Origin of the sequence: Flavobacterium cupriresistens, assembly GCF_020911925.1 — a bacterium.
Taxonomy (GTDB): Bacteria; Bacteroidota; Bacteroidia; order Flavobacteriales; family Flavobacteriaceae; genus Flavobacterium; species Flavobacterium cupriresistens.
Genome location: NZ_CP087134.1, coordinates 2090687 through 2114203, shown reverse-complemented (window position 1 = coordinate 2114203; position 23517 = coordinate 2090687). Strand labels below are relative to the sequence as shown.

General features: G+C 37.1%; 17 protein-coding genes. All 17 read left to right on the top strand.

The genetic code is table 11. From position 1 onward, the window contains the following. Nucleotides 1-892 precede the first annotated feature (892 nt). The gene (locus LNP23_RS09390; protein WP_230004679.1) at nt 893-1495 is read left to right on the top strand and encodes a Pvc16 family protein; all 603 of its coding nucleotides are present in this window, start codon (nt 893-895) and stop codon (nt 1493-1495) included. Then, nucleotides 1492-2331, top strand: a complete 840-nt coding sequence (locus LNP23_RS09385) for a hypothetical protein (protein ID WP_230004678.1) — start codon at nt 1492-1494, stop codon at nt 2329-2331. Before LNP23_RS09390 ends, LNP23_RS09385 begins: the two co-directional genes overlap by 4 nt. Before the next feature lie 19 nt (nt 2332-2350). Then, the gene (locus tag LNP23_RS09380; protein WP_047778579.1) at nt 2351-4447 is read left to right on the top strand and encodes a phage tail sheath C-terminal domain-containing protein; all 2097 of its coding nucleotides are present in this window, start codon (nt 2351-2353) and stop codon (nt 4445-4447) included. Nucleotides 4448-4476: 29 nt separating this feature from the next. Next, entirely contained in the window at nt 4477-4905 is a 429-nt protein-coding gene (locus tag LNP23_RS09375; protein ID WP_047778578.1) for a phage tail protein, read from the top strand. Nucleotides 4906-4907: 2 nt separating this feature from the next. Further along, on the top strand, nt 4908-5354 hold the full coding sequence (locus LNP23_RS09370) for a phage tail protein (RefSeq protein WP_047778577.1): 447 nt from the start codon (nt 4908-4910) through the stop codon (nt 5352-5354). Nucleotides 5355-5356: 2 nt separating this feature from the next. After that, entirely contained in the window at nt 5357-5515 is a 159-nt protein-coding gene (locus LNP23_RS09365; protein ID WP_165579391.1) for a DUF5908 family protein, read from the top strand. 3 nt (nt 5516-5518) lie between these two features. Beyond that, on the top strand, nt 5519-6202 hold the full coding sequence (locus tag LNP23_RS09360) for a CIS tube protein (RefSeq protein ID WP_230004677.1): 684 nt from the start codon (nt 5519-5521) through the stop codon (nt 6200-6202). Next, nucleotides 6202-7947 (top strand): type VI secretion system tip protein VgrG, encoded by a 1746-nt coding sequence (gene vgrG, locus LNP23_RS09355; protein ID WP_230004676.1) that lies wholly within the window; start codon nt 6202-6204, stop codon nt 7945-7947. Before LNP23_RS09360 ends, vgrG begins: the two co-directional genes overlap by 1 nt. Before the next feature lie 4 nt (nt 7948-7951). Next, on the top strand, nt 7952-8242 hold the full coding sequence (locus tag LNP23_RS09350) for a PAAR domain-containing protein (protein ID WP_047778574.1): 291 nt from the start codon (nt 7952-7954) through the stop codon (nt 8240-8242). A 2-nt stretch (nt 8243-8244) separates the two neighbouring features. Next, the gene (locus tag LNP23_RS09345; protein ID WP_047778573.1) at nt 8245-8655 is read left to right on the top strand and encodes a GPW/gp25 family protein; all 411 of its coding nucleotides are present in this window, start codon (nt 8245-8247) and stop codon (nt 8653-8655) included. 11 nt (nt 8656-8666) lie between these two features. Beyond that, on the top strand, nt 8667-11840 hold the full coding sequence (locus LNP23_RS09340; RefSeq protein ID WP_230004675.1) for a baseplate J/gp47 family protein: 3174 nt from the start codon (nt 8667-8669) through the stop codon (nt 11838-11840). Continuing rightward, nucleotides 11828-14575: a hypothetical protein gene (locus LNP23_RS09335; RefSeq protein WP_230004674.1), complete on the top strand. Its 2748-nt coding sequence runs from the start codon at nt 11828-11830 to the stop codon at nt 14573-14575. The genes LNP23_RS09340 and LNP23_RS09335 overlap by 13 nt, the downstream gene beginning before the upstream one ends. Nucleotides 14576-14587: 12 nt before the next feature. Next, the gene (locus LNP23_RS09330) at nt 14588-17284 is read left to right on the top strand and encodes a hypothetical protein (protein ID WP_230004673.1); all 2697 of its coding nucleotides are present in this window, start codon (nt 14588-14590) and stop codon (nt 17282-17284) included. A 206-nt stretch (nt 17285-17490) separates the two neighbouring features. Beyond that, a complete protein-coding gene (locus tag LNP23_RS09325) occupies nt 17491-19083 on the top strand; it encodes a contractile injection system tape measure protein (protein ID WP_230004672.1) in 1593 nt (530 codons plus the stop codon). A gap of 12 nt (nt 19084-19095) precedes the next feature. Continuing rightward, nucleotides 19096-19977, top strand: a complete 882-nt coding sequence (locus LNP23_RS09320) for an eCIS core domain-containing protein (RefSeq protein ID WP_230004671.1) — start codon at nt 19096-19098, stop codon at nt 19975-19977. A 20-nt stretch (nt 19978-19997) separates the two neighbouring features. Next, on the top strand, nt 19998-22319 hold the full coding sequence (locus LNP23_RS09315) for an eCIS core domain-containing protein (protein ID WP_230004670.1): 2322 nt from the start codon (nt 19998-20000) through the stop codon (nt 22317-22319). Between the two features lie 74 nt (nt 22320-22393). Then, on the top strand, nt 22394-23500 hold the full coding sequence (locus LNP23_RS09310) for a hypothetical protein (protein WP_230004669.1): 1107 nt from the start codon (nt 22394-22396) through the stop codon (nt 23498-23500). The last annotated feature ends 17 nt before the right edge of the window (nt 23501-23517 follow it).

The window sequence follows — 23517 nt, the reverse complement described above, 5'->3', positions numbered from 1 at the left end:
TATTACCTTTGTTTAAAACAAAAAAGTATCCATTATTTGATTCTCAAATGTTTTAAAGGAATCAAATGTAGAAGAAATAGACTACATTACACTAAGTATAATTACCCGTTTTATATCTTAATTGTGCATTAAAAAAATTAAAAACAGCAATACTATTTCCCGCCTGTAAAAAATAAAATGGTATTCGAATAATTTTATAAACTACCCCAAAAAAAGAAAGACATACTTCCGGAACTAACAAAGGAGATCACTTCCCTTTATTTCTTTAAGTCTTACACAAAATAGCCCTGAAATTCTCTACAAATAACAAGTCCAATAATTTTAAGAATAACTACTGACTTAAAAATGAACACTTTATAGTTTTTATACTATAATTTTTTAAGGTTTGTAATAAAATACGACGGTTTTATTTTTGTAGAAATTAAAGCTAAAATTCGCAATTACAACTAACTATCTGATAATCAATATTTTATAAAAAATAAATTAAACGAAAAAAGGGTAAAAATACCCTTTTTTGATGCCCTTTCTTTTTTCTAACTTAGACATAACTATCAGCCATACAAACCATTACAATTTTAAAGTAAAATCTACACCCCCCTCTTTTACTTTTTAATCTACGCCTTGGAACTAATCCCTTTTAGTCAAATTTTATATAGTGTTAGTACAATTCGGATGTCATGAAAAAAGCAAAAAAACACTTATTTGATTCCTAAAATAAGGGAATAAATCAAAAACTGAATATCGATTATATCTAAAAAAGTAAGCTCAAAATGAGCATACAAATACTGCTTTTAAACAGTTAGAAATTAGGAATTATACCCTCGCAAAGTAGGTTTGTGTATAAGGCAATCAAATTAGTAATAAGTATAGAATATTTAAACTTTATCCCAAGATGATTTTTGAAGTTATTCAGATAATTACAGAACAAGTAAACAGCTATCTCGAAGAAATTGGGCTGGAGAAAACGATTGTGGCTGAAAATATCGCTTTTTTAGAGTCTCAAAACGAAACCATAGCGACAAATTTAGACGATAAAGTAGCGCTTACGTTAATTAATCTGGACGAGGAAGCTACTTTAAAAAATGTTCCCAATCACGCTATTGAAAATACTAAAACAATATACAAAAACAGTATTATCAATTTAAACCTGTACATACTCTTTAGTGCCAACAGAACGAAATACATCAACTCCCTTAATGACATTTCGAAAATCATTGCCTTTTTTCAAGGGAAAAAACTATTCACGCAAGCCAACACTATTTACAACAGAAATAATGTTGCCATGGCCAATATTGACAATTTCAGATTCACAGTAGAACTCTATACCCCCACTTTTGAGGAATTGAACTATATCTGGGGAACATTAGGCGGCAAACAGCTTCCATCGGCTTTATACAAAGTCAGCATGATACAAATTGAGCGCAATATTGCACAAGGAGAAGGAGAATTGATCAGCAGAATTAAAGGTGTAACAAAAACAAGCGAGCAATCATGAGTTTTAACCTTACATATGGATTGTTATTTGAAGTAACCGTTTTTCACAATTACTTTCTGAACAACGGCGAAGAAACTTTTGCGGCCATGTCGGGCGCTGACAAAGAAAAAATGCTGCAAAATTACAGCGCCGATGACTTTGTAACGATAACGCCAACTTTAGAAACCAATACAACGCTCAAAAACTACAAAATGGTATTCAAAAAAACCAAAACAGGTTTTAGAGTATACATTAAAGTCAAAGAAGCAGACGAATTGGATCCTTTTATACCAACTCCCGTTGATGTGAACTTAAACTTCTTAATAAGTACAAACGACTATCAATTTGAAAATTATACTGATTTAGACTTTGCCTTCGATCAAGTATTTTTATTCAGCAACGTCAGACCTGCGAGCGAGCCGGTCACTTTTGAATACCTTCCAAAAATAAACGACAACAAGTTAATTTCAAATGCCTTTTTAGTATCTGAAGCAACCACTGTCGATTTAATAGCCACACTACACCCATCACAGAAACAAGATGTCTTCGGACTTGTTTCATTGACACTGCAAGGCGACAATGCTCCTGATAATATTATTGATTTGGGCAAATTGAATAGCCCGCACTATAAAATTCATTTTGACAATCGAAAAACGCTTTGGAAATACATCAACCGCAAAGCAGCAACTGAAATTGAAACCAATGCTGCAAAACCACTGACTTACTCGGGTTTTGTTGAAATTGATCCTCTTACCGATTTTACGCCTCCGGAGCCGGCCAGCAGCCATTATCCTAACCCATCCGTAAAATCAATAACAAAAAACAATGGTGATTACTATTCGGAAATATTTATCTAATAATTAAAAACAATCAATTATGGCAACAACTTACAAAACGCCTGGAGTATATGTTGAGGAAATCGTAAAGTTTCCTCCTTCCGTTGCCCAGGTAGAAACAGCGATTCCCGCTTTTATTGGTTATACTGAGAAAGCTACGAACAAGATTAATGGAGATTTGAAATTGAAACCGACAAGAATAACATCTCTCTTAGAATACGAACGCTTTTTCGGCTTTGCAAAACCAGAAACAACCATTAGTGTTACCATTAATGATGTTTCAACTGATACTGGCGACACAAGATCTATTATTGTGGATCAACCGACTTCAAAACAACCTTTCTTGATGTACTATTCCTTACAACTATTTTTTGCAAATGGTGGTGGTCCTTGTTACATTGTATCGGTAGGTCGTTACGGAAATGATTTGGATGATGCAGACAGTCCTGTTATAGCAATCAACAATAGCGTAGCGTTGAACAATGGATTATTAGAATTAGAAAAAATTGACGAACCCACATTAATCCTGTTTCCGGACGCCACAAAAGTATCCGCAATAACAATCACTGATTTCTACGGATTGTACAACAATGCCTTAGCGCAATGCCAAAATCTTCAGGACCGATTTACTTTAATTGATACCTTGAATTACGATGAAACAAGTCCAACAGATACTAATATAGATGATTTAAGAAATAAAATCAGTTCTGAAAAAGACACCATTAAGTACGGAGCCGTTTATTATCCACACTTAGAAACCATATTGGACTATGCTTTTGATACTACCAAAATAATATTAAAACATTACTCGTATACGGCAAAAGCTTATGATAAAATCGCTGCAGCACTTGTACCTATTGAAAGTCCTGTTACGGGAATTGCGGCAACAGTAAACAAACTGGTTAATGAACCTGTTGTAGGAAACATTGCGGGTCAAATAAGTAACATGTTTTTACAGATGTACAATAATGGTCCGAACGATTTTAACCTGGCAGTAAGTTTTACCAGTGACGCTACCAAAAAAACAACGTTTTTAAACAACCTGAATATTTTACTTGCGACCTTAGAAGAATTATCCCTTTTGAGAGATGCATTAAACGATGAAGCAAACGCGGCAATTAGCACAATATCAGACGAAGATATGGTTATTGCAGGTACGATTTCAAGTACTTTGACGGCCTTTAACTTGCTTTTTACGGCGAACAATAAAATTGATTCTGTATATAAAAACTTAAAAACATTAAAGAAAAAAATACAGACTGAGAACGCAACAGCGAAACTGCTAAAAATTGTTCAAACAGATACCGTAAGTTTTGATACCGAATTAAAAAAACTGGTAAACTATACACCTTTGACTACTCAAGTAGCCATTACCGGGCTTACAAGTAGTTTTACAGGTTTTACCGTGGCCTTACCTGCGCTTATAAATGCCATTAAATCCGTTAGTGGAAAAGATTTAAATAATGGTGAATTAAACGGAAGAAAATTAAGCACTTTAGAAAGCATTGACAACGCTACTTACAACAAAATTCTAACAGAGATTTACAACCTGCCGATCACACTTCCTCCAAGTTCTGCTATAGCCGGAATTTACGCCAGAGTAGATAAGGACAGAGGGGTTTGGAAAGCACCTGCAAATGTTAGTTTGAACTATGTTATAAGACCTACCGTTAAAATCACCAATACCATTCAGGACAATCTAAATGTTGATACAGTTGCCGGTAAATCCATCAACGCCATCAGAAGTTTTACTGGAAAAGGAACCTTGGTTTGGGGATCAAGAACCTTGGCAGGTAACGATAACGAATGGCGTTATGTTCCGGTACGTCGCTTCTTTAATATGGCCGAAGAATCCATCAAAAAAGCATCCGAACAATTTGTATTTGAACCTAATGATGCCAATACCTGGATCAGAGTGAGAGCCATGATCGAGAATTTCTTAATTCTTCAATGGCGCGCCGGAGCATTGGCCGGAGCAAAACCTGAACAAGCTTTTTATGTTAGAATCGGACTGGGACAAACCATGTCGGCTATTGACATTCTGGAAGGCCGAATGATTATCGAAATCGGAATGGCAGTAGTGCGTCCGGCAGAATTTATCATTCTACGTTTCTCTCACAAAATGCAGGAATCTTAATTAATATCAACATTAAAAATATATAGATCATGAGTTATCCGCTACCAAAGTTTCATTTCTCAGTTGACTGGGGTGGAACAAAAATAGGATTTACAGAAGTTTCCGGATTAGATGTAGAAACTGAAGTTATCGAATACCGCCAAGGAGCAAGTCCTGAATACAGTAAGATCAAGATGCCGGGCATGCAGAAATTCTCCAACATCACGTTGAAACGAGGAACCTTTGCAAGCGACAATGAGTATTACGCCTGGTGGAACACGGTAAAACTAAACACCATAGAAAGAAGAGATATCACGATCAAATTACTGAACGAAGAGCATGCACCGGTGCTGATCTGGAAAGTAAAAAATGCGTGGCCAACTAAAATTCAATCCACCGATTTGAAAGCTGACGGAAACGAAGTCGCTATCGAATCTATGGAATTGGTGCACGAAGGTTTATCCATTCAAAATGACTAATCATGGCTAACTATTATCCACCTGTCGGTTTTCACTTCTTAGTTGAATTTGAAGGTCTTGGTTCGAAAGAAAAGGACCATCAGTTTCAATCTGTTTCCGGCTTGTCTGTTGACATTGAAACCGAGGAGATTGCCGAAGGTGGAGAAAATAGATTCAAGCACAAACTCCCTGTAAAGACAAAATATCCAAACCTGACTTTAAAGAGAGGAATACTGATTGATTCTGTTGTTATTGATTGGTGCAGAGATGCTATAGAAAACTTTTCTTTCAAACCCGTAAACCTGACCATCAAATTGCTGAATCAAGAACATCAGCCTTTGATTTCATGGAACGTGGTTCATGCCTATCCTGTAAAATGGTCGGTGGAAGATTTTAATGCCGAAGAAAGTAAGCTTGTAGTAGAAAACTTTGAGCTTACCTACAATTATTTCACCTTACTTAAAAGCTAGTTATGCCCATAGAAATAAAAGAGCTTCACATTAAAATAAACGTGAACGAAGGATCAAAACCGGCAACTTCTCCCAGTACTCCAAAAAGTACCGATGAAGATGCGGTAGCCGAATGCGTAGAACAAGTACTGAAAATCATCGAACGTAAAAAAGAACGCTAAGTCATGTTAGGAGAATTAGAAAAACTAAAAGTCGTTGCCTATAGTGACCCGGAATTTAACAACAAAATTTCCGACGGTACCTTTTCTACGCTCATGAATCCGGAAAAGTACACGTATCACTATAAAATCGAAACCGATAAAACGCAGGCTTCAGGAACGAGCACCATCGCTCCAAAATTCAATAAAAAATTACCTGAAAACCTCGAACTCGATTTTGTTTTTGACCGATCCGGCGTAATCAACGGCTACGAAAGTTCCGACGATGGCATCATTGATGACATTGAGAAATTTAAAAAAGTGGTTTTAAATTACAACGGAGACAAACACAAACCCAATTACCTGATTATTTCGTGGGGAACATTGCTCTTTAAAGGAGCTTTGACTGAAATGGATGTAGAATTCAAACTCTTTAAACCCGACGGAACACCCATCAGAGCAGTTGCAAAAGTAAAATTTCAAGGTTTTGTTGAAGACAATTTAAGAGCCGCAAGAGAAAATAATAAGTCACCCGATTTAACGCATTACAGAACGGTAAAAGAGGGTGATACTTTACCCTTGATGTCCTTTCAGATCTACGGCGATTCTAAGTATTATCTCGAAGTCGCCAAAGCCAATAACATTGTCAATTTCAGAAAATTAAAAACAGGGCAAAAACTATTTTTTCCACCCTTACAAAAACAATCTTAATGAACAATAGCGGAGTCATACAAACCAGTAAAAGTGCCGATTTAGTAACACTTAAAATTTTAATTGAAGGCGAAGAATTATCTAAAACCTATCAAGTAAAAAGCATAGTGGTGCAAAATGAAGTCAATCGGATTCCTATGGCTCAAATTGTTCTGGTAGACGGAGAAGCTTCTGAAAGAGAATTCAAATTGAGCAATGAAGATCTATTGATTCCGGGCAAAAAAATTGAAATTCATGCCGGTTATCACAGTGATGAAGAAACCATTTACAAAGGCATCATCATCAAACATTCCATTAAAATAAAAAGCAGTGCTTCTTTGCTGATTATCGAATGCAAAGATGAAGCCGTAAAACTCACTATTGGAAGAAAAAGCAAATACTTTTATGAGGTAAAAGACAGCGAAGCATTTGAAAGCATTATTGATCTTTACGGGCTGGAAAAAGACGTTGAAGCGACTAATTTCAGTCATAAAGAACTCGTTCAATACAATACCTCCGACTGGGATTTTATTGTTTCGAGAGCACAAGCCAATGGCAAACTTTGTTTTGTTGAGAACGGAAAAATTACCATCAGCAAACCTAATGTAACAGCTTCGTCTGTTGAAACGATCACTTTTGGAGCTACTATACTTGATTTTGACGCCGAAATCGATGCCCGAAATCAATTTGCCAAAGTGTCCTCCTACAGTTGGGATTATACCAATCAGGAGTTAGTTGAAATTGAAGCCAATGACCCAAGCGTAAGTTTGAACGGCAATCTTTCGGCTTCCGATCTGTCTGAAATTATCAAGCTTGAAAACCTTGAATTACGTCACGGCGGTACCATTACCGAAGTAGAACTTCAGGATTGGGCCGATGCTAAATTATTGTTTCAACAATTATCTAAAATCCGTGGAAGAGTTAAGTTTCAAGGCATTCCTGCCGTAAAACCGAATACCATAATTACGCTGGAAGGTGTTGGAGATCGCTTTAACGGTGATGCCTATGTCACAGGTGTTTTTCATGAACTGTCAGAAGGAAACTGGACAATCGATGCCCAATTCGGACTAAATCCGGAGTGGTTTTCTGAAACGTTCGACATTCATACGCCAACCGGCTCAGGAATCATTCCCGCCATAAAAGGACTGCATGTTGGAATTGTCACCCAATTAGAGAGTGATCCCAATGGTGAAGATCGCATTTTGGTAAAAATCCCCATCATCAATAACGAAGAACAAGGCATTTGGTGCCGGGTAGCTTCACCGGATGCGGGGGAAAACAGAGGTGTTTTTTTCAGACCTGAAATAGAAGACGAAGTCATTATTGGATTTGTCAACGAAGACCCGAACAATGCCATCGTATTAGGAATGCTTCACAGCAGCGGAAAACCTGCTCCAATTGTAGCTTCCGATGACAACCACCAAAAAGGAATTGTAACCCGAAGCGAAATGAAGGTTTTATTTGACGATGAAAAAAAATCCATCGGAATTGAAACCCCTGCCGGCAAAAAGATCACACTCGATGAAGACAAAGGCGTGATTATAATTGAAGATGAAAATTCAAACGTAATCACCATTGACAGTAAAGGAATAAAAATGGAAAGTGCCGGAAACATTGAGTTAATCGCCACCGGCGATGTAACGATTGAAGGAGCAAATGTTTCCTTAAAAGCAAAAGCACAATACAAAGCAGAAGGAAGCGCAGGTGCCGAAATGTCATCGAGCGCCGTTGCGATTGTAAAAGGAAGTATCGTACAAATAAATTAAAATTATGGGAGCACCAGCCGCCAGAATTTCAGATATGCATGTTTGCCCAATGGTTACCGCAACGGTTCCTCATGTGGGTGGTCCTATTTTACCTCCGGGTTCACCAACCGTATTAATTGGTGGAGTTCCCGCAGCATGTGTAGGCGACATGGCCACTTGTACGGGACCACCGGACAGTATCGTTGCAGGCTCTGCAACGGTTTTAATTGGAGGTAAACCCGCCGCACGAATGGGTGATTCAACTGCACATGGCGGCACAATAGTAGCCGGATTAGCAACGGTTTTAATTGGTTAATTATGGAAACGGAACAAGATTTTTTAGGTATTGGATGGAGTTTCCCTCCTGAATTTAATGCAGGCAGCAAAACAGTCACCATGCTCACTGATGAAAACGACATCAAAAGCAGCCTGGAGATTTTGCTTTCAACCAAAATTGGCGAACGCATCATGCAACCCAAATACGGCTGTAATATGGATGAGTTGCTGTTTAATCCATTGAACCAAACCTTAAAAACGTTTGTTTCTGAATTGATTAGAACAGCCATCCTCTATCACGAACCAAGAATTGACGTTGAAAAAATTGACATTACAAAAGGCGACGATTTGAATGGCGAATTATTAGTACTGATTGATTTTATAGTACGCGCCACCAATTCGAGAATAAATATGGTGTATCCATTTTACAAACAAGAAGGAACCGATTTATAAATTGTTAGAAGATGAGTAATTGTACCAATATAGTGAGTGTTTTGACTTCGAATGGCAGCGACCAAAAGCAACGCTATATCAACGCGTTGCAACCTGAAAACATTCGTCTTAACGATTTCGAACTGACCGACTGGGTTTTATTTGCTTATAATTTTTCTGAGTATGTCAATTATTTCGAAACAGCTAATCCTAAAACCCCTTCAGGTGATTGGAAACCTTTTTTCGACTTTTTTAAATTAACGGGGAAAAATCCATCCATAGAAAATCAATTGTTACTGGATCGGATTAAAAAAGAACTCGTTGATCTGATTACGGAACAAAAACAAGAGTTTGCCATTACACCGCATTTGACTTTGTTTATTACTTTTTTGATGTTGTTGGAAAACAGCAAAAAAAGATACAACAACCTCACCAAACGCCATCTTGATTTTTATTACAATCAAGTTTTACATATTGACAAACTTCCTGCGACACCGGACAAGGTATATCTTGTTTTTGAATTAGCCAAAAATGCGGTTCAGGAAAAAATTGACGCCAAAACAGGCTTCGACGGTGGCAAAGATGCAATCGGAAAAACCAGAACTTATTCTTCAAACAACGAATTGATTGCCAATAAAACGGTTGTTTCTTCATTGAAAAACATTTATAACGACATCCTTTCCAAAAAAATAGTAGCCAGTCCGGTTGCTAATTCTTATGATGGTTTAGGAAAAGCATTTCCCGATAAAAACAACACCCAATGGTGGCCTTTTGGTTATGTGAAAGACGACAGTTTCCCAACAGAATTACCTGATGTTACGCTGGGTTTTGCCATTGCCTCTCCTATTTTTTCATTAGCCGAAGGAAAACGAACCGTACAGATCAGCTTTACCTTTCAAAGCAACATCACTAATATCACTTCTGCTGCCCTGAGAGCTTGTTTAAGCCTGCAGTTAACCACCGCCAAAAAATGGTTTGAAGTGGCTGAAATTTCAGAAGTAGCCCCTATAAAAGTGGGAGAACCTTTCAATACTTCCGTTAACGGAAAAATCATGAAAATTGCTTTTGTGCTCGATGAAAATGCAGACGCCATTACGGGTTATAACCCCAAAGTACACGGCGAAGAATTTGCTACGGATTTACCTCTTGCAAAATTCTATCTCGATACAACAGAAGCCGGTGGCTATGATCTTTACAAATCATTAGCCCAAAACAAATTAGAAACTATCACGATAAACATAGATGTACAAAACATTCAGAATGCTGTTTTAGAAAATGATATGGGTACTATCAATGCGGTAAAACCCTTTTTCCCTTTCTCAACACAACCTGTTATCGGTTCGAATTTTTACATCAAATACGACGAGGCTTTTACAAAAAACTGGAATGCAATCAACACTGAAATTTTTTGGAAAAATACACCTGAAAACTTTAAAGATCATTATAAAGGATATAAAAAAAGCAACTACAAAGTGATTAACCGTGTCAATTTTGCCACAAATGATGCTATTGCAGCCCCAACAGGAGATGTGGTTGACATTGTAGCAGATAAGAATTATTTTAAATACAGCCTTTCCGTTTTAACCAATAACATTTGGAAAAATAACGGATTAGACGCAGTTTTATTTAATGAAATTACACCCATTAGAACAACCTTCACATTTAACAATGCAAGTTACATTACCGAGAAAAACGGACAATTAAAATTGACCTTAACGAATTCTTTTTTGCATGACTTATATGCAAAAACCTATGCACTGGCCATTTCCAATGACATCAAAACGGTCGGAATTCCAAATGCACCTTACACCCCAATGGTGGAGCGTTTTGTTCTGAATTATACCGCTTCAGAGACGACTCGTTTTATCGCCTCGGGAACACAAACCATTGAACAGGCTTATACCACAAACAAAGCCAAATTATTTCATATACATCCTTTCGGACATGCAGAAGAACACTCTTATCTAAAATCAACTTTAGATTATGTAGAAAACAAAAATTCATATTTGCTTCCTACCTATTGCAAAGGCGGAGAATTGTTTATTGGTCTGGAAAATGTACAGGAATTACAGCAAATCACCTTGCTTTTTCAGGTATTGGAAGGAAGCGAAAATACCTTAACCCCATCCTTCACCGCAAAACAGAAAATAGAATGGTCCGTTTTGGGTCATAATGAATGGCGCACGCTTAACTATTCTGATATTTTATTGAATGAAACCGATAACTTATTGCAATCGGGCATCCTGAAATTCAGCTTACCCAAAGAAGCCACTCAAAACAACACCAGACTTCCTAAAAATTATATCTGGCTCAAAGCCAAAATGCATAAAAAATACGATGTCGTTTGTAAAATGATCGGCATTCATTCGCAAGCGGTTTTGGCTACTTTTCAAAACAATTCCAATGAACTGTCACATCTCAAAACCGGACTAGAAGCCGAAACTATTTCCAAACTAATCCAAAGACTGAGTAATGTAAAATCGGTAACACAACCGTACAACAGTTTTGATCACAAACCCGAAGAATCTAACGAAGAGTATTACAGAAGAATAAGCGAACGCCTTCGTCACAAAAACAGAGCGATTACCATGTGGGATTACGAGCATATCGTACTGCAAAAATTTCCGGAATTGTATAAGGTAAAATGCCTGAATCATACTTCTGAAAATTCCTATCAATCGCCCGGCAATGTGACTTTGGTTGTGATTCCGGACACGGTAAACAAAAACGTATTCGACATTTATCAACCCCGAGTAAGTACGGCGACCCTTAACAAGGTCAAAAAACATATCGATCAATTGAACTCGTTGCACGTAACTACTTTTGTCATTAATCCGAATTATGAAGAAGTTAAGGTTGACTTAAAAGTGAAATTCAAACCCGGTTTTGATGAGAATTTCTACTCGCAACAACTCAATACCGATATAATCAAATTTTTATCGCCTTGGGCACTCGACAAAAATAGTCCGATCACATTTGGAGTCAGTATTCACTCGAGTTTGCTCATTAATTACATCGAAAAGTTAGGTTATGTTGATTATCTGCAAGATGTAAAACTATTAAAGAATGGCGCCCTGTCAGATAAAGTCGCGGTTCCATCCAATCCGAAATCGATTTTAGTTTCAGCAAAAAGTCATTTCATCAGCATCGACATCAAACAATGTACTGTTAACACCATAGAAAACAAAGAAGAATGTCAACTGTAAACCAACATATCAGCATCCCGAAAAACGTCAGTTCCAATGATGACATGAGTTTTGACTTCCTTCGAAAAAAGGGAATCGAGTACATTGAATCGTTAGGAAGCCAATTTTGGACCGACTACAATACGCATGATCCCGGAATTACGATTCTGGAAGTGCTTTGTTATGCGATTACCGATTTGGGTATGAGAATCAATTTGCCGATCGAAGATTTGTTAAGCAATAATTCCACCCCAATCGACGAACAGTTTTTTACCGCTGCCGAAATTTTGCCAACACAAGCAGTTACAGCTCTTGATTACCGCAAAATTATAATTGATATTGAACCCGCAAAAATCAAAAATTGCTGGCTTCAAAAAACGACCAAAAAGTTATTTATCAATTGTAAAAAGGGAAAGATTTCGCTCAAAAAAGAAGACTTCGCAGACACCTTGCCTACTTTTATTAAAGAATCTGAAATCAAAGGATACTACAATATACTGGTTGATTTTGAAGAAAGTACAGTTGCCGAGAAAAAGCTGCTTAAAGCTAAAATAATCGAAAAATTTCACGAGAACAGAAACCTTTGCGAAGATATTTTAGAAGTACGCGAAGTAGAAATTCAGCCTATAGCGGTTTGTGCTTTAATTGAAATTATTCCCGAAGCCAATGAAGAATATGTTCATGCTGCAATTACTTTAGAACTCGAAAAATACTTATCGCCAACCATCAGATATTATTCGTTAGCCGAAATGTTTGAGAAAGGTTATTCAAGTGATGAGATCTATGAGGGCCCTTTTCTGAATAACGGATTTATTGATACCACAGAATTAGAAAACTCATCTTTAAAAACAGAAGTACGCCTTTCAGACATTATGCAAATCATCATGAATGTAGAAGGTGTAGCAGTAATTAAAGACATCTCATTGAACAATTGTGATGCTATAGAAGCAGAAGGAAGCGTTTGGAACATCTGCATTCCGACCAATAAAAAACCAAGTCTTTGTTCTAAAAGCACGCTGAACTTCAGCAAAGGAGTTTTGCCAGTTACAGTCAACAAAGTAAAAGCCAAAAAGTACTTAGACGAATTAAAAGAAGACCTTGCCTATTCCCAACAAAAAGCAGCTAAAAACAGGGAACTAAAAATACCGCAAGGCCGAATTGTAGAATCTGATTTTTATACCAGTGTTACCAATAACTTTCCTGAAAATTACGGTATTGGCGAAATTGGTCTGTCAGAATCTGCCAGTGCGGAACGAAAAGCCAAAGCCAAACAACTTAAAGGATATCTACTGTTTTTTGATCAGATTTTGGCCAGTTATTTCAAACATCTGAGCAACATCAAAGAATTGCTTTCTATCAGCAACAATCTGCCAAATACCTATTTTACCCAGCCCATTTCAGATATGACGGGTTTTAACGAAATCGTAAACAATACCTATCTGAATTCAAGCGAAGAAAAACTGGACGAATTATTATTTGGTCATCTGGACGATGCTGTGCAAAGACAAAATGAAATAAAAGACCATCTTATTGCCCGATTTGCAGAACGATTTGCAGAATATGCTTTTTTAATGAAATCACTATACGGTGCTGCTTCTGATGAAATTGTACTACAAAACAAAGCTGATTTTCTAATCAATTACAACACCATAAGCAGTCAACGAGGAAGCGGGTTTAATTACTTCAATCAGCCTGTGTCTAATCTGTGGAATACGTTTAATGTAACGGGATTGGAAAACCGAATTGCGGGTTTATTAGGAATTAAAGGCGATCAAAATCCGTATACAAGCAAAAGAGGAATCAAAAGAAAAAACATCTCTAATTTATTTGTTCAAATCTATGATCCGAGTCCGGCTGTGCTTCCAAATCTTTTTAGATGGAGAATCAGAAACAGTGCGACCAACATACTGTTAACGGCAACCGAAGATTACCCGAATCAATCGACTGCTATTAAGGAAATGTATCTTGCCATCCTGAAAATCTACGAAACCACTGAAAAAGAAATCGAGCACGCGTTTGATGCTCTTATAAAAGACCGAGACAACGGAATTCCTTTTAAAGATACCGTAATGAACACTTTTGAAGTGATTGAATCCAATACGCATAAATATTCGTTTCACATCATCAATCCGGAGTTTGTTAACGATCTCAACAATCCGGACCGAATCATAGCCCGTCAGTACAAATTGCATCTGACTTTAGAGGATGTAAAAGAAGCGATGCTGGATTTACTGACTTTCTTTAAAGAAGAATTCAGCGATGAGGGCATTTTTCTGGTAGAACATATACTGCTGGTTCCCGACCCCAACAAAGTAATTGACGAAAGTTATTATATGCCGATTTGCATAGAGGATTGTTCGGAGGATTGCTGTGTACCCAATCCGTATTCGTTTAAAATCAGTGTGGTTTTACCCGGTTATACCTATCGTTTTGCAGATGTTGACTTTAGGAATTTTGCCGAAAACGTAATCCGGCAAGAAATTCCGTCCCACATTTTGGGTAAAATCTGCTGGATCGGATATCGAAAAGACCATATCACCCCAAAAAACAATGACTTGATGGATTTTGAAGAGGATTTCAAAAAATTCCTGACCGATAAAACGCAAAACAAACAAGATGCTTTGCCGGACTTCATCAAAACATTATCAAATTTAAATTCTATTTATCCAACAGGCACCTTGTACAATTGTGTCGACGAAGAGGAAGAGATTTCAGGAAAAATAGTTTTAGGAAGAACAAATTTAGGAACATTATAAAAATACAAGGTCATGGCAACAAAACTTACTACCATTACAGGGCATTATCATAGTTATGTAGAAGATCAGGTGTTAACCCACTATCAGCTCAATGAAACTATTGATTATTTTGATGACCAAAATCGATTGGATAGAATCTCTCTTACGGGTACAGGAATTGTTTGTGGCTTTCAGCTTTCTGCCAATGCCGACTATTCTACCGTAACCATAACACAAGGAACCGGAATTACGACAGACGGGGATTTGATAAAATTAAAAAAAGAGACAGACAAACCATTGTCCATTCTCCTTAAACAAAAATTGTTTACCGTTGATTTTGCCAAGATCGATTACAAATCCTACCGATTGTTTGATAATGATAAAGGCAAGTACCTTCCTTTTAAAGACATCAACAATGTGATCCTGCCGATGTGGGAATTACTGCCTGAGAAACCACTCGGAACTCCTTTAGAAAGCGGGGAATCTTTATTAACCAGTTTTGTTAATTTAAAAGATCATGTTGTAATACTGTATCTTGAAAATTATACCAAAGATGCCTCTTTGTGTGATGAAATTGATTGTTCTAATAAAGGTGGGGAAGAAATTTTCAATATCAGAGTTCTGGTAGTGAGCCAGGCAAATGCCAATAGCATTATTGGTAAAAATGGTTTTCCGGAAAAAGATAGTCTTTACAATAAATATGATGTTTTTCAAAAATACAGTCAGCTTGACGAATTGGGGGTAAAAAAAGTAATCCCAACCTTTAACAGTACCTCAACAACCAATCAGATCAAACAACTTTTTAATACGGTGGTCAATGATAATTCGTTCCGAATTGACTTAATTGCCAATTTAAGTACTGTTCTTTCGTCCTTTGGTTATTCAGCTCCGCTTTTAAGTATTGTTAATCGCATCAATATCTTATTTACAATTGACCCGAACAATATTCCGGCAGACATTCATTATCGATACGATTTATTAAAAGATATCGTGGCGACTTACAAAGAATTGAAAGACCTTTTCATACAACTCAAATCGGAATGTAATCCATCTATTACTTCATTTCCAAAACATTTATTGCTGGGAGTGGTAACCGATAACAGTCGTTTTAAAAATTACAGACATCAATTTTACAAAGCGTCTCTTTTAGATCAGAATAAAACATTCAGCAATTTTGACTCTTTGGTGCGAAGACTTAAAGGCATTTTAGATAATTATCTGATAACTGCCAACAGCATTAAAATTACCCCTTCCAAAACAATGGGTAAATTAGGAGCTAAATCGGTTCCTTACTACTATAATGTTGATGACAATTTATTGCATGCCTGGGATTTTGAAAAAAGCAATCTTTATATTCATCAAACCAATTTCAGTTACCACACGACTAATCTGTTAAACAACGATTATATTAAAGCACCGTTGGGGTATTGCATAGACGATTATGATTTTTACCGAATCGAAGGTTATCTGAATGATAGCGTTGATGATGTAAAAACGTTTCTAAATGCAAAGAAAATCGAGTACGGATTGGATTTTGATTTTTACATCCTGGACATTGTTGAAAATGCGGCCGATCTAAAAGTTTTATTCAATACCAATTATTCGTTTGAGCATAAAGCCGGTGTAAAAAAAGGAGGAACTTTATTGCTGCTGAAATCAGGAGCCACCTTCATAACCGATTTTGCCATTGAGGGAAAAATAAGTCCCGACAGCGGATTGGGCTGTTGCGCCATTACAGAATGCATGTATCCTTGGATCAGTTCCTTAAAATACATCAATAATTTATCGCGAAGCCTTAAAGGAACACCAAGTAACATCAAGGCAATGCCAACGCATTATATTCTTAATGTGAGAAAGTACAGCATCAACGGGGTGAATTTAATCACCGCTCCGGTCATCGTCAGAATTCCGTTGACCGATGTGTTTTTACGCAGACTTCATGTGGTCATGCAAACACTCAACACTCAATTCCCGACAGGTCTTTTGTTTGATTTTATTGAAGAACAAAAGAAACTCAAAATCATGAAATTGGACAAAGATAAATTTGAATTTGAAGTTCAGGACATCACGCAAAAATCAACTAGTCCTGTCTATAAATTTACGGAAACCGGGGTGACCAGAAATGGCCGAATCTATCGTGCTGAGGGTATTACTTGCTCGGTTCTTAATGCACACAATCAAAACATCTATCGAAAAATTCACAGCAACTATGATCCGATCAATAAGGATGATGATGACTTTGGAAGATTTGATGAAGACTGGAGAAAATGGGAGATCCTTAAAAAACGTTTAATCCGTCATACCGCTATCGCTAACTACCGCAGATTTATTGACAATTTTGAACACTTCGAGAATATTCCAAGCGTAGATGTAAATAAAAGTGTGGGACTTGAATTACGTGAAATTGCACGTGCCCTTCGCGCTGCCGATACAAGAGTTACCGATATTTATATTGGAGGAGACTGGACCAACGGAAACTGGGTAAACAGCACCATGTGCAACTACTATAGTACCATGCCGTGGAGCACCAACGATGATATAGTTTTATTCATCAACCTTAGAAAAAAATTACACAATGAGGATCGTGTGAGCAAATACATGATTCACATCAACAATAATATAAACATAAATGTAAGTCAGTTGGCCGGAGTAATCAGTTTGTATTCTAAAAAAGCGGAGTTTTATTTTCAGAAACCGACAGAAGGAAATTTTATTCAGATACCGGTATAAAAAAAGATAAGCTTCAGACCAAATAAAGCTAGCGAGTCTGAAGCTTATAAGGGGCGGCAAACCATCGAAAACACATGAGAGAGACGAGATAAAAGATACACGAGTGCACCACACGACGCAAACAAAGCAAACAACAGAACAAATGCCCAGTATTCCCACATCGGGAGTATCAAAGATAGAAAAAAAAATCAAATTACCAAATAAAAATGACTAAAAATTCACATAGCATCCAAAAAGTTTTTTTAGAGATAGACACCCATTCTATGGTGATGGCTGATGCTATCAAAAATAACCTTGCTGTGTTTATAGAAAAAGAGTTGGTTCCCATCTTAGAGAAACAACTTAGTCACATTAAAAACCCTGATAATCAAATCATTCAAATAGAAAAACTGGAAATTTCTATCCAGTCCGATACCGAAAAAAATGATGTTTCCTTCTTTACTAGTGAGACCAAAAACGATATAAAAAACCGAATCGAAAAAGAGATTCAAAAGGCTTTACAGGACGTCCAAAAAACGTCTAAAAATGAAGCCGAAGAAGTACCCGAAATGCGCATAATTTCTTCAGACGATAAACAAATCAAAACCTTACTTTATTTCATAGAAAATGGAAGTATGCCCTGGTGGGCTACCAGCGAAGAAGAAATCACTTTTTTTGAAATAGTAAATTCCAATACACTTCAAAATGATCGTTTTAAACTTTCCTTTCACAAATTAATACATCAAAAAAGGGTTCAAAAACGTATTATCAATCAATTCTCTAATTCTGAAATTGCGCTTTTGAGTGCCGTTTTTTTAAGTTCCGAAGTGAATCAAAAAACGCTTTCAAAAAACAGTTTATTAGAAGTACTCTCTAGTCAGTCGCACGAATTTAAAGCTTCGTTTTGGCAAGTGATTTTTGAGATTTGGACCGATCAAAAAGTAGCTTCCCTTATCCCTTTTTATTACAAAAATCAAGCTCTTTTTTCATCAAAAAATACAACACTTGAGCTTTTTATTCAAAGTATAAAAACCTTTTTTCCGCTTCCTATTAATGACGATGAGCTCCTGCAAATAAAGACTGCTTATTTGATTTCTAAAGAAACCAAACCAATTATAAAGTCCTCTCCTTCGAAAGGCAATGACGAAAAAAGCAGGATTAAAGGAAAAGAAAAAGAACAACTTTTTCCTAATACAAATTCGGATACTACTAAAGAAAAATATGCCTCCGAATTGGCATCAGAATCAGTATCAGAAACGTCTTTGATAAAAGAGGAATTATTAATTGAAAAGGAGAACGATGAACTTCAGGAAGACAATAGCGATTTCAAATCCTGTTATGTAAAAAATGCAGGTTTAATCCTCTTGCATCCCTTTTTAAAAGAAATGCTGAAAAGCTGTGATTTGATAGATGATAACAACACGCTTTTAAACAAAGAATTGGCCGCGCATCTTTTGCATTATGCTGCTACCAAAAGAGAAAATGACTACGAACATGCCCTGCTTTTTGAGAAGTTTTTATGCGGAATCCCATTGCAGCAGTCCATACGAAGAGAGGTTAAAATTAACGACAAACACAAACAACAAGTAGAAGAAATGTTAGACTCTGCCGTGTATCATTGGTCGGCTTTAAAGAATACTTCTACGGCTGTTTTAAGAAGCGAATTTCTGCAAAGAGAAGGCAAATTGGACTGGAGTGAATCGAATCCAAAATTGTCTATTGAACGAAAGACGCAGGATCTTTTACTCGAAAAAATTCCGTGGAATATTAGCATTGTCAAAATTCCGTGGATCGAAAAATTAATCTATACCCAATGGTAAAAATTTATAGTTATGAGAGCATTTGAAAAACGAAAAAAAGACAACCCCTCTAACACTACTTTTTTTAGCTCTAAAATTCAAAAAAAGCTAAAAACCGGAAGTGTGGGAGATCAATTTGAAGTAGAAGCGGATCATGTAGCAGATAAGGTGGTGAATAAAAGTTCGGCTGATAGTGGTCTTTTACAATCGAAAGAAGAAGTGCAGCAAAAATCTGTTTCAGAAACGATCTCTTCCGTTCAAAGCAAGGAAATGAAAGAGGAACCTGCACAGAAAAAAGCAGAAGAAAAGGAAGAACCGGTTCAAAAGAAGGCAGAAGAAAAAGAAGAGCCTGTGCAGAAAAAAGCAGAGGAAAAAGAGGAACCGGTACAAAAGAAAGCGGAAGAGAAAGAAGAACCCGTGCAGAAAAAAGCAGAAGAAAAGGAAGAACCGGTACAAAAGAAAGCAGAAGAAAAAGAAGAGCCTGTGCAGAAAAAAGCAGAGGAAAAGGAAGAACCTGTTCAAAAGAAAACAGAAGAGAAAGAAGAACCTGTACAGAAAAAAGCAGAGGAAAAGGAAGAACCGGTACAAAAGAAAGCGGAGGAAAAAGAGGAAAAGAAACCCAAATCCCACGTTGAAAATAATTTAAAAAAAGGAGGCGGAAATCCTCTGGGACGGGAGATCAGACTGGAAATGGAGAATGCTTTTGGAGTTGACTTTAGTGCCATCCGAATCCATACCGACGAAAATGCGGTTACCATGTGCCAGGAAATGGGTGCGCAAGCTTTTACCAATGGTGTGAACATCTATTTTAATAAAGGGAAATACAACCCCAACTCCGGTGAAGGTAAAAAACTATTGGCTCATGAACTGACCCACACCATTCAGCAAGGAGTAACAGGCAAAAAGAAAAAATAAAGTACCAAAACGTAGTTATCATGAGTTCTTTTTCTAAAAAAAATAATTCTCTTTCCAATCGCGCCGTTCCGTCAAAGGAACAGGGGGAAGAGTCTTTTTTTGGAGTTCAGGCAAAACTGAATATCGGGAAATCAAATGATAAATACGAAGTTGAAGCCGATGCTACGGCAGACAAAATAGTTTCAAACAAAAAGAGCAATTCCGAGGGATTCTTTACTCCAACCCAAACTTCTTTAGTTCAAAAACAAGCGGCAAAAGAAGATAATGAAGTACAAAAAAAGGAAGAAAAGGAAGAGAAAGAACCTATTCAGAGAAGCGCTACGAGTGATACGACTCCTACAAACACTTCCGCTTTAGAAAGTAAACTTCAAAGCAGTAAAGGTGGTGGATCTCCATTAGGAAATGCAGCAAAAAAAGAAATGGAATCAGGTTTTGGAACCGATTTTAGCGATGTAAGGATCCACAACGATGCTACCGCCATTCAAATGAATAAAGAATTGGGAGCACAAGCCTTTGCCAGCGGAAACGACGTTTATTTCAATCAGGGAAAATACAATCCGGAATCACAAAGTGGCAAACACCTGCTTGCTCATGAGCTTACCCATACTTTACAGCAAGGCGCTAAACCCGATATCCAAAAACAAGACACGCCAAATTTAGATAGTCTGAATGAAATGTTGGATAGTTTTGATGTGCCAGAAGATGAGGTTATATTGATGTGTTCTCAACTTAACGCCTCAGAAAGAGCCATTGTGTTAAGTGACGGCAGTTATAAAAGAAGAATGGCCAGTGCGCTTGATGTAGCAGAAATGATCAGAGCGGTAAACAATTTAGGATTGCCTCTGAATAAAAAACTGGAATGGGTAAAAGAAGCCGCCACTTTTGGAACTTTCTTTATGGCATACAGTGAGATTAAAGATATGATTACTTCCGCAGATCAGCCGCAGAGAGATGCTTTAAAAACCGATACTTGGAAATCCTTTTTTGTTGATGTTTGCACCGATGCCACTATCATCGAGGCTTTAAACGATTTGCAATTTGATCTGATCACTAAATTAACCTGGCTTAAAGCCGAAGTGATCATCACCAGCTGGGAAGTTGATTATGCCATTATAAAACCTTGGATTACACATGCCAATACCACTCAGACCGAAAGAGATTCACTAAAAACAAATGCTACTGTTGGTTTGAATTTCTTTGTTGATATCTGTACCAATACCACCATGGTCGAAGCTTTAAATGATTTGCAATTTGATCTGGTAACCAAATTAACCTGGCTAAATGCCGAAATGTCCGTAACCAGCTGGGAGCTTGATTACGCCACTATAAAACCATGGATCATTAGCGCCACTCAGGTAGAAAGAGATTCTTTACAAACAAACACCACTGTTGGTATGAACTTCTTTGTTAGTGTCTGTACCAATACCACCATGGTAGAAGCATTAAACGACCTGCAATATGATCTGGTAAATAAATTAACCTGGCTAAACGCCGAAATGATGATAACCCGCTTCGAGCTCGATTATGCCACTATAAAACCATGGATCATACACCCCAATACCTCGCAAGCTCAAAGAGATGCTTTAAAAACAGATCCCTGGAAAGCCTTCTTTGTCACGATATGTACAAATGCCACCATCACTGAAGCGGTAACCGATTTGAATTTCGACGTCCCCACCCAAATGAGTTGGCTGACTGCAGAAGGTCTTGATTTTGTCGCCAGACTCACTTGGCTTATTAATCATACCACAGATTACGATACCATCAGAACTGAAATTATAAGTGTTTCTATCAGTGATAGACAGGCTGCATTGGCCGACGCTTCTATTCGGACTTTAATAAATACAAAACTAACGGCGCCTTTTTCGGTGGGTATTTTCTCCCATCTTCTTTTAGGTTCAATGTATTGGAAAAATCCTGATAATAATGATTTTTTCGCTCACTTTGTAACAAGTGGCGGAAGCGCACCACTACCTGCAACAGCGACAATGAATTGTTGGGAAAGTATTATTTATGCAGCGTTTTTAGCCAATAAAGTAGATGCGGCCTGGATTCAAGCTTTTTACAATACTGCCTCTACTGGACGTGATCCAAATGTACTTATATGGAGTCAATTGGGCTGGAATAGCGCCTTGCCTACCTCTCCGCCTGCAACACCAACTGCAGGACAAATGATTTTTTATACCGAAATTGGTGATCCTTATCCGGGACACGTGGCAATGGCAATCGATGCGACCCATGCCATAAGTCTTTGGTCGCAACCTAAAAACACCTATTTTATACAACGCATAAACATTACAGATCTGACAGGTGTAGTTCAAGTTTCAAACCCTCCATGGTAAAATAATTGAACATGAAAAAGACATTGTTATTATTATTATTTTTAACATTCACTAAATGCAAAAAACCCGTTAACATGAATATTCAAGCCAAAAATGAACTTACTCTTGAAATCGTCTACAGCCAACAGACCGATTCGATTCCGGTTTTGTCAAAAGACAATTCGGGTACTCAAAAGGGTTTTGAATATTCCCGAATTGACATCCCAAATCCTGCCCTTGCATTTCCAAAAACATATCTCGAACTCTTTGGTGCTCCTGAGCATCTTATTGGGCGATACGCTTCTGAAAACGGCAAAAAAGACAATACTTTCTTCACTCTTTTCAATAACAATTTTAAATATGTTGCTGTTGATTCTGATGTTATCGATCTCTTACTTACGGACACCGGAGATTTTTTAAAATTAACTTTCGACTCGATTACTCTGGAAAGAAAAGACGGAACTAAAATTCAATATCCTCTAAGTGGAATGAAAATTATTCCAGCTGAAAATAAAGCTATTTGGGTTATTGGTTTAAACGATACATGGTTAATCGATGCTGATTTTAAAACTATAAAACGCTTTGAGTGGACTGGTGGCATCAACACCATTTCATACAACGATAGTCTTATTTATTTTAATAAATCCCGCGATGCTATTCTTTCGCTGGACAAAAACGGTGTAACAAAATCAGAAAAAACAGCATTAAAATATGGCTACTTTGAAAATTTAGCAGGCTACTGGGGCAACCAATATATTACTTTGGAAGGTACTACTTTGAGATGGTATGATGGTGCCGAATTAAAAGGAGAAATCGGACTGCAATCGGCCGGAGTTTTGAATAATGGTGAAGCTTTTGTTTCCTATACTAAAAACAAAACCACTTATTTACTATCGAACTCCCTATCAAAAAAATGGGCGCTTCCGGAAAATTTCGACAAGCAAATTCTTCCTGTTGTTTTTGAAAAAGAGAATAGTTATTCAGCGTATAATTTATCCAACTATTATGAATTCAGTAAAAATGGAACAACAGCCGAGTCCTTGCATGTTATAAATGAAATGCAATACCAAAAGGATGTTGCCCCTTACAGATGGATAATTGGACAAAGCCACTATTTTAAAATCGTTAATTACAACCAGTTGATTCTATCAATAGCAGGTCCTAAAGAAATAATTTTGTTTGAAATAAACACCCCTTTTTAGATTATGGAATAACAAAT